Consider the following 7,500-nt stretch of genomic DNA (forward strand, 5'->3'; position numbering starts at 1 on the left):
GGCCGGCCGGTGGTCAGCCGGTGGTGAGGCGTGGGGGCTGGGTGCCGGCGATGAGGGTGGCGAGGGCGTGGTCGATGTCGGCGCCGAGGTACCAGTCGCCGGTGTGGTCGAGGGTGTAGACGCGGCCTTCGGTGTCGATGGCGAGGAGGGCTTGGCTGTCGGTTTCGGCGCCGAGGGGGCAGACGTCGGTGCCGAGGGCGCGGCCGAGGTCGCCGAGGGTGCGGGCCATGTGGAGGCCGTGGAGCGGGTCGAGGTGGAGGGTGGCGGGGGCGACCTGGCGGCCGGGGCCGGTGGGGGTGATGTGGAGTCCGCCGAATTCGGCCCAGGCCTCGACGGCGGCGGGGAAGACGGTGTGGCGGTGGCCTGCGGGGGAGGTGTGGTCGCGCAGGGCGTCGGCCCAGATCTCGGCTTGTTTGATGTCCCAGCGTCCGGGTTGCCAGCCGGCGGCGCGCAGGGCGGCGTCGACGGGTACGGCGAAGCGGGTGGTCGAGGTGCGGTCGGTGTGCATCTGCCCTTCGTCTCGTCGAGGTCATGGGGTGGTGGCGGGTGTGCGTGTGCGCGCCCGGGGGTGTGGCTGTGCGGTGTGGGGGTGGCGGCGTCAGTTGTTCGGGGACGCGGGGTCGACTATGCGGACGCCGAAGTGGGCGCTGAGCGCGGTGCAGGCGCGGCAGGGGGTGGCGAAGCTGCCGTGGAGGGGGTCGCCGTCCTCGCGGATGCGTCGGGCGGTGAGTTTGGCCTGCTTGAGGGCTTTGCGTGCTTCGCCGTTGGTCATGGGTTTGCGTGCGGCGCGTTTGCTGCGGGCGGCGTCGGCGGCGGCGATGTGGCGTGAGATGAGGATGGTTTCGGCGCAGCGGCCGGTGTAGCGGTCGCGTTGGGCGCTGGGGAGGGTGTCGAGGAAGTCCTGGACGAGGGGGTGCAGGGCGGGGGGTGTGTCGGCGCGGGCGGCGGTGCCGGTGAGGGTGGTGCCGCGGACGGAGAGGGCGGCGGCGATGGTGGGGAGGATGCCGTCGCGGCGGTGGCGGAGGGCGGGGGTGTGGGTGGTTTCGGTGGTGCTCCAGCCGATGCGGGGGTCGCCGCCTCTGGGGTCGCCGTGGTCGCTGCGTCGCGGGGTGCCGGCCAGGGGGCCGGTGTCTCGGCTGCCGCCTCTGGGGTCGCCGTTTCGTGGGTCGGTGGACCTGCCGGTGTGTGGTCCCGTCTGGGTCGCGTTCATGATCGTCTTCCCCTCCGTGCATCCCCCCGGGGGTCACAGACTGCCAAATGCCGTGACCGGTGCGGAAGCTGGGGCGCGGCGACACGCCCGTAGCGGGTTGTGCCGTCACGGTGGGGTGACGGCTGGTCACGGAAGCGGAGGGGGTGCCGACCGGTGCCGGTGACCGGTGTCGTCGTACCGCATAGGCTGTCGGCACCGCGGGCGATGCGGTGATCCGTTCGGAGATCGATGCCGTGAACCGGAGGGGGATCCTTCAGGTCGGCGCGTGCGGTGAAGTGCAGAGAAGTCGAGACAGCAGACGTGACAGTCGATACGGGTCGTAGTGCACCGAGGGTGGTCAATACGGGTCGTACAGAGTGCCGCAGGGGGCAACCGCCATGACGACAGGTCGGCTCGGGCAGCAAGCCGCGCCGCCGAACGCGGCCTACGCCGGGCAGGTCGTGCATTTCCCGGATCCGGTCCGGGCGGCCCGTCACCCGAGAGGGGTACGGGTCGACGAGCGCGGTTACCCCGACTTCTCGGCTTACGCGCGGGCGGCCGCGGAGATCGCGGAGCCGCCGGAGGGTTTCGGTGTCGACGAGTTGCGGCTGACGGACTACGTGTCGGCGAACACGGCGTTGTCGGCGTCCGGGCACGAGTTGTGGGACACGGTGCCGGCGGTGGCGACGCCGCACGGCTGGACGTGGCATCACGTGGTGGGCACGCGGCGGCTGGAGCTGGTTCCGGTCGAGGTGAAGGCGCTGCTGCGGCATCACGGGGGTGTGGCGACGTCGGGCGTCGACCATGCCAAGCGGGGCACGCGGCCGTTGCAGGAGACGCGTCCGGCGCACTTCGGGCTGCCGAAGTCGGGTGTGGCGGTGACGGAGTCGCAGGTGCAGGGCGTCGAGGAGGACCTGGGCTATCGGCTGCCGGGTGCGTACCGGTCGTTTCTGAAGGCTGCGGGTGGTTGTGCGCCGGTGGGTGCCGCGCTGGACGCGGAGTTGGGGCTGCTGGTGGACCAGCCGTTCTTCACGGTGCGCGACGAGGCGGCGGTCAATGACCTGGTGTACGTCAACAAGTGTCTGCGTGACCATCTGACCAAGGACTATCTGGGGATCGCGTTCGTCCAGGGCGGGTTGCTGGCCGTGAAGGTGAAGGGCGCGCGGATCGGTTCGGTGTGGTTCTGCGCGTACGACGACGCGCGGGACGTGGATCCCTCGGTGCCGCCGGCGGAGCGGGTGGAGCGGTTGTTGCTGCCGTGCGGGGACGACTTCGACGTCTTCCTGTCGCGGCTGGCGGGCGATCCGCCGGAGTTGGAGACGGTGGCGAACCTGATGGTGGACGGCGGGTTCGCGCGTGTGGTGCCGGTGGGCGCGGTGTCGTCCTCGGCTGTGGGGGAGTGAGGTCGGCGATGGTGACCTTCGCGCAGGCGCAGGAGCGCGCCGAAGAGTGGATCAACGGGGATGTGCCGTCGTATCAGCATCGTGAGGTGCGGGTGCGGGAGTTCGACCTCGGGTTCGTGGTGTGGGCCGAGGACCGGGCGGACGGGCCGCGGTCGGACGGCGGTGCGCAGCGGCTGGTGATCGCACGGGACAGCGGTGAGGCGACGTTGTGGCCCGGGCTGCCGGTGGGTGAGGTGATCCGCCGGTACGAGGAGGAGTACGGCCGTCCGGACGCGGTGGACGAGCCGGCTTCGGCGGCGCCCGCGGCGCGGGTGGATCTGAACCAGACGTCGTTCCTGCTGACTCCGCCGGAGTGGCTGCAGGACGCGGCGGACAAGCTGGGGATTCCGGACCGGCGGGGTGCGGGCGCGGGTGAGGGGGCTGAGCGGGCCGGGGCTCGGGCGGCTTCTGCTGCCGGGGAGTCGGGTTCCGGGTCCGCTGCCGACGCCGGTTCCGGGTCTGGTTCGGCGGTCGGCGGGGGCGCGACCGGGGGCTCGGGGACTCCCCCGCAGGGCGTGCCCGCCGCGCCGGGGAGTGGTGCGTCGTGGCCGGCGGCCGGGGGCGAGGACTCCGGGGCGGACGCGGGTGCTCCCGGGGCTCCGGCGGCGCCGGGTGTGCCGGAGGGGGCGACGCCCTGGGCCGGTACGGACACCACCGCGGACGCGGGGGACGACCGTTCCGTGCCGCTGCCGGCGACGGTTTTCGCGCCGCCGCTGAGCGAGGCGGACAGCGACACTCCGCCGCCTTCGACGACACCCGAGGCCAGGACGACGCTGATGGCGGGCGGCAGTCAGCTTCCGCCGACGGCGCTGTCACCGGCGGTCGACGACCCGAACGCGCAGGGAGCGGCGCCCGCGCCCGGTGGCCCGGGGTACGGCCGTCCGGCGGCGCCGGCGGATGCTCCGGGGATGCCGGGGACGCAGCCCGGCGGCGTGCCGCAGGGCAGCACTCCTCCGCCCGTGCAGGGCGGACAGCCGTACGGGTATCCGCAGCAGCCGGTCAGCGCGCCGCCGCACGGGAGTGTGCCGCCGCACCCGAGTACGCCGCCGCCGGCCGCCGCGCCGGGCGGGGCCATGTACGGGTATCCGCAGGGGGCCGCGGGCGCCACGGGTGGGGCCGGTGCTGCCGGTCCTGCTCCCGCCGGTGTGCCGCAGCCGCTGGCCGGGCCGGGGGCCGCTGCCCATGCCGGGGACATCGCCGACGCCGCGACCAGCAAGGCGGCTCCGCCGCCCGGGCGCCGGACTTCGGGTCCGTCCACTCCGCCCCCTCCGGGCGCTCCGGGTGCGCCCGGTGCTCAGCGGGGCGGTACGCCGCCGCCGTCGGGGCCCGGGGCGTCGGGCACTCCCGCGGGCGGGTACGTCCCCACGCAGATGGTGTCGGCGCTCGGGCCCGACGGTCCGGGCGGCCCCGGGGACTCTTCGGGTGCGGGCGTGCCGATGCCGCCGCCCGGGGCCCCTGGTGTTCCGCAGGCGGGCCCGGGCTCTCCCGGCGCTCCCGGCACGCCGCACCAGCCCGGCCCTCCGGGCGCGCCGCAGCCTCCCGGCGCCCCGGGCGGTACGCCGCCCGGTGGTGTCCACCACGCCGCCACGATGCTCGCCGATCCCGGCCGGATGGGCCCGGGGGCGCCGCGGCCCCCGCAGCCGCCGGGGCCGCCGGGAGCTCCCGCTGCTCCTGGCGCGCCGCAGCCTCCGGGTGCTCCCCACCCGCCTGGCGCGCCGGGCGTTCCGCGCCCTCCGGGTGCCCCGGGGGCTCCCGGTGGTCCGGGGCCCGTGCACCACGCGGAGACCATGCTGGCCGCGCCCCCGCCGGGCGGACCCGGTGTGCCTCCGCCGCCGCAGGCCCCCGGCGCACCACCGGCCGCCCCGGGCGCTGCGCCGGGCGCCCCCGGCACGCCGGGTGCACAGCCGATGCCGCCCGGTATGCCGGGTGCGGTGCCGCCCGGCATGCCGCCCGGTGCCGTGCCTCCGGGCGCGATGCCGCCGCCCGGCCCGCCCGGCCCGGGGCAGCCGCCGGCGTACGGCTATCCGCAGCAGCCCACCGGGCAGCCGACCGTCGGCCCCGGCTATCAGGCCGTGCTGCGCTACCGCGCGCAGGACGGCTCCGAGCAGCAGCTGATCCGGCGTTCGGCGCCGGGCACGCCGCACCCGGAGTGGCAGATCTTCCACGAGCTGCGGGCCATGAACGTGCCCCCGGACCAGGTGCTGGAGCTGCACACCGAGCTGGAGTCGTGCGAGCTGCCGGGTGCGTACTGCGCGCGGATGATCCGGGAGCAGTGGCCGCAGGCGCGGATCACGAGCATCGCGCCGTACGGCACGGACCACGCGAGCCGGCAGCAGGGCATGCAGCAGTTGCTGGCCCACCAGGGCGAGTTGCACCAGGTGGCGGACGGCCCGGCGCGTCCGGCTCCGGTGCGTGCTCCGCTGCCGCCGGTGCAGGCGGCTCCGCCGATTCCGCCGGAGGCCATCGGACAGGAGCTGGGTGCCGCGTTCGGGCCGGGCGTGTTCCGGTTCGAGCAGGCCGCCGTGTCGCGGCAGGGTGTGCCGCCGATCGTGGCGCACACGCTGGTGGCGGCCGGACTGCCGATGGACATGGGTCCCTTCTTCTGGGCGCAGGCCCAGCCGGGGCGGCCCGTTCCGACGCTGGCGGAGCTGGCGGCCGAGCGCGGTGTGCAGCCGGCCCCGGACGCGGGTTCCTATCTGGTGATGGGCAGCGACTTCGGCAAGGCGATCTGCGTGCAGTACGGCACGGCGAACATCGTGGCCGTGCCGGTGGAGGCCGGGCCGGGCGGGGCGCCGGTGCCGCCGCAGTTCGTCAACACCGGGCTGCCGGAGTTCGCGCGGTGCCTCGCGCTGCTGGGGCGGATGTGGCGGCTGCGGTTCGGCCTGAACCAGGAGCAGGCGGGCCGCTGGACCGTCGACTTCCAGGCCCAGCTGGCCGCGCTCGACCCGGCGGCGCTGGGCTCGCCGGAGAGCTGGTGGTCGGTCCTGCTGGAGGAGATGTGGGACGGACTGCTGTGACGCGTCGCCGCTGACGTGCCGCAGGGAGCCGGGTCCGGTCGTTCGCACGACCGGGCCCGGCTCTTTCGTGCCCCGGGCGAGAAATTGTCGCGCCGACCTGTCACACCTCCCCGCGCCGATCCGTCAGTGCAGTGACAGCGACGCACCGCCGACTCAGGAGGCAGAGATCATGCAGGCACGGATGACGAACCCGGCGTATGTCCTTTCCGGCGCGATGAAGGGCATCGGCACCCTCTTCCAGGCGATCGGCGAGGGCGGTCTGGCGCAGGAGGTGGCGGAGATCGTCGGGCTGCGCGCCAGTCAGATCAACGGCTGCGGGGCCTGCGTCCACGGCCACGTCGCCAATCTCCGCAAGAACGGGGTCGGCGAGGAGCGCATCGCGGCCGTCGCCGCCTGGCGGCACGCGCCCTTCTTCTCGGACGCCGAGCGGGCCGCGCTGGAGCTGGCGGAGGCGATGACGAGGCTGTCCGACCTTTCCGGGGAGTCGGTCCCGGACGCGCTGTGGGACGAGGTGGCCGACCACTTCGACGAGAAGGAACTCTCCGCGCTGATCCTCACCGTCGCGGTCACCAACATGTTCAACCGCATCAACACGACCATCCAGGAGCCCGCGGGCACCGACTGGAGCTGACGGGCGTACGGCCCGGCCGCGGTTCCGTGACCCGCGTGCGGAGTGTCGCGTTATGCATGATTCCGCCTGATCCACCAAGATGTGCGCGAAATCATCCCATTTTTGCGCGACGTCACCTCGGTGTGGTGGAGAGGGGTCCGGATGAGCGGCGCGACGGTGTCACCGCACGGCTTCACGACCGTGCGGGGGCGCGGCTACCGTCCCGAGCAGGTCGACCAGTACGCCGAGGCCCTGTCCGCGGACCGGGACGCGGCCTGGGAGAGAGCGGCCCGGCTGACGGTGCTCGCCCGGCAGATGGACGAGGAACTGGAGTTGCTGCGGGAGGACGTCGCCCGACTGGCCCCGCCGGATTACGAGACGCTCGGCGAGCGGGCCGGGCGGCTCCTCGAACTCGCCGAACAGGAGGCCGCGTCCGTGCGGGAGGGGGCACGCGCCGAGGCGCTGCACCTCCTGGACGGGGCGCGGGTGTCCGCGGCCGACGTGCGCGAAACCGCCCAGACGCACGCCGATGCCGTACGCGCCGATGCCGACGAACGCGTCCGGCAGCGGCTGCTCGCCGCGCAGGCCGAGGCCGACGAGATCCTGGGCGCGGCCCGGTGTGCGGCGCAGGAGGAGCGGGGCGAGGCGTTGGCCGCGTTGCGGGAGACGCAGCAGCGCGCGTCCGGGATGCTGGCCGAGCAGGCCAAGGAGCGCGCCGAGCGGTGGGCGGAGAAGGAACGGGCCGAGGCCGCCGGTGAGGCCGCGCTCGACACCGATTACAAGCAGGCGCTGACGGTCGCTCAGAACGCGTTGTACGAGGCGGAGCAGGCCCTCGCCGACGCGGAGGCGTCCGCCCACGACCTGGAGGAGGAGGCCCGGGCCCACGCGGCGGAACTGGTCGCCCGGGCTCATGAGCACGTGGAGACCGTGCAGGAGGAAACGGAAAGGCAGCTCCGCGAACACGCCGAGCAGTGCGACGACGTCCGGGCCCACATCGACCGCGTCCATGCCAGCCTGACGGACTGGGCGGGGCGGGTGGCGACGGAGTGAGGCGCCGCGTCAGCGCGTGACGCGCTGTCGGGGGCCGGGCGGCGGGGCCGGGTGATGTCCGTGTGACGGGACCGGGCGAGCAGGCCCGGCCTGCCCGCCGGACCGGCCCGGACCGACTGGCGATCCTGGCCCGGGCCGACTGGCGATCCTGGCCGACGGGTGACCGCGCCCGACGGGTGTTCTCGGCCGAGG

The 7,500-nt window shown here is 74.6% G+C and carries 6 protein-coding genes; 4 read left to right on the forward strand and 2 right to left on the reverse strand.

Annotation, left to right across the window (positions count from 1 at the left end):
* Positions 1-13: 13 nt before the first annotated feature.
* Together AB0F04_RS15665 and AB0F04_RS15670 are read right to left on the reverse strand one after the other, a co-directional pair.
* Positions 14-508 carry an SUKH-3 domain-containing protein gene (locus AB0F04_RS15665; protein ID WP_362041718.1) on the reverse strand — a complete coding sequence of 165 codons (495 nt, stop codon included), beginning with the start codon at positions 506-508 and terminating at the stop codon, positions 14-16.
* A gap of 90 nt (positions 509-598) precedes the next feature.
* Positions 599-1,210, reverse strand: a complete 612-nt coding sequence (locus AB0F04_RS15670) for a YwqJ-related putative deaminase (protein ID WP_362041720.1) — start codon at positions 1,208-1,210, stop codon at positions 599-601.
* A gap of 377 nt (positions 1,211-1,587) precedes the next feature.
* On the opposite strand from AB0F04_RS15670, the gene AB0F04_RS15675 reads away from it, so the two are divergent.
* From AB0F04_RS15675 to AB0F04_RS15690, 4 genes are all read left to right on the forward strand, one after another.
* Positions 1,588-2,592 carry an SMI1/KNR4 family protein gene (locus tag AB0F04_RS15675; protein WP_362041722.1) on the forward strand — a complete coding sequence of 335 codons (1,005 nt, stop codon included), beginning with the start codon at positions 1,588-1,590 and terminating at the stop codon, positions 2,590-2,592.
* 8 nt (positions 2,593-2,600) lie between these two features.
* The gene (locus tag AB0F04_RS15680; protein ID WP_362041725.1) at positions 2,601-5,648 is read left to right on the forward strand and encodes an SUKH-4 family immunity protein; all 3,048 of its coding nucleotides are present in this window, start codon (positions 2,601-2,603) and stop codon (positions 5,646-5,648) included.
* 169 nt (positions 5,649-5,817) lie between these two features.
* A complete protein-coding gene (locus AB0F04_RS15685; protein ID WP_362041728.1) occupies positions 5,818-6,279 on the forward strand; it encodes a carboxymuconolactone decarboxylase family protein in 462 nt (153 codons plus the stop codon).
* 141 nt (positions 6,280-6,420) lie between these two features.
* Positions 6,421-7,308 carry a cellulose-binding protein gene (locus tag AB0F04_RS15690; RefSeq protein WP_362041729.1) on the forward strand — a complete coding sequence of 296 codons (888 nt, stop codon included), beginning with the start codon at positions 6,421-6,423 and terminating at the stop codon, positions 7,306-7,308.
* The last annotated feature ends 192 nt before the right edge of the window (positions 7,309-7,500 follow it).

The organism is Streptomyces sp. NPDC029041, from assembly GCF_040637515.1.
GTDB lineage: Bacteria > Actinomycetota > Actinomycetes > Streptomycetales > Streptomycetaceae > Streptomyces.

What these genes read in the sequence shown, in the direction of transcription:
- AB0F04_RS15665 (WP_362041718.1), bottom strand. Translation starts at nt 508, where the DNA reads ATGCACACCGACCGCACCTCGACCACCCGCTTCGCCGTACCCGTCGAC.
- AB0F04_RS15675 (WP_362041722.1), top strand. Translation starts at nt 1,588, where the DNA reads ATGACGACAGGTCGGCTCGGGCAGCAAGCCGCGCCGCCGAACGCGGCC.
- AB0F04_RS15685 (WP_362041728.1), top strand. Translation starts at nt 5,818, where the DNA reads ATGCAGGCACGGATGACGAACCCGGCGTATGTCCTTTCCGGCGCGATG.
- AB0F04_RS15690 (WP_362041729.1), top strand. Translation starts at nt 6,421, where the DNA reads ATGAGCGGCGCGACGGTGTCACCGCACGGCTTCACGACCGTGCGGGGG.
- AB0F04_RS15670 (WP_362041720.1), bottom strand. Translation starts at nt 1,210, where the DNA reads ATGAACGCGACCCAGACGGGACCACACACCGGCAGGTCCACCGACCCA.
- AB0F04_RS15680 (WP_362041725.1), top strand. Translation starts at nt 2,601, where the DNA reads ATGGTGACCTTCGCGCAGGCGCAGGAGCGCGCCGAAGAGTGGATCAAC.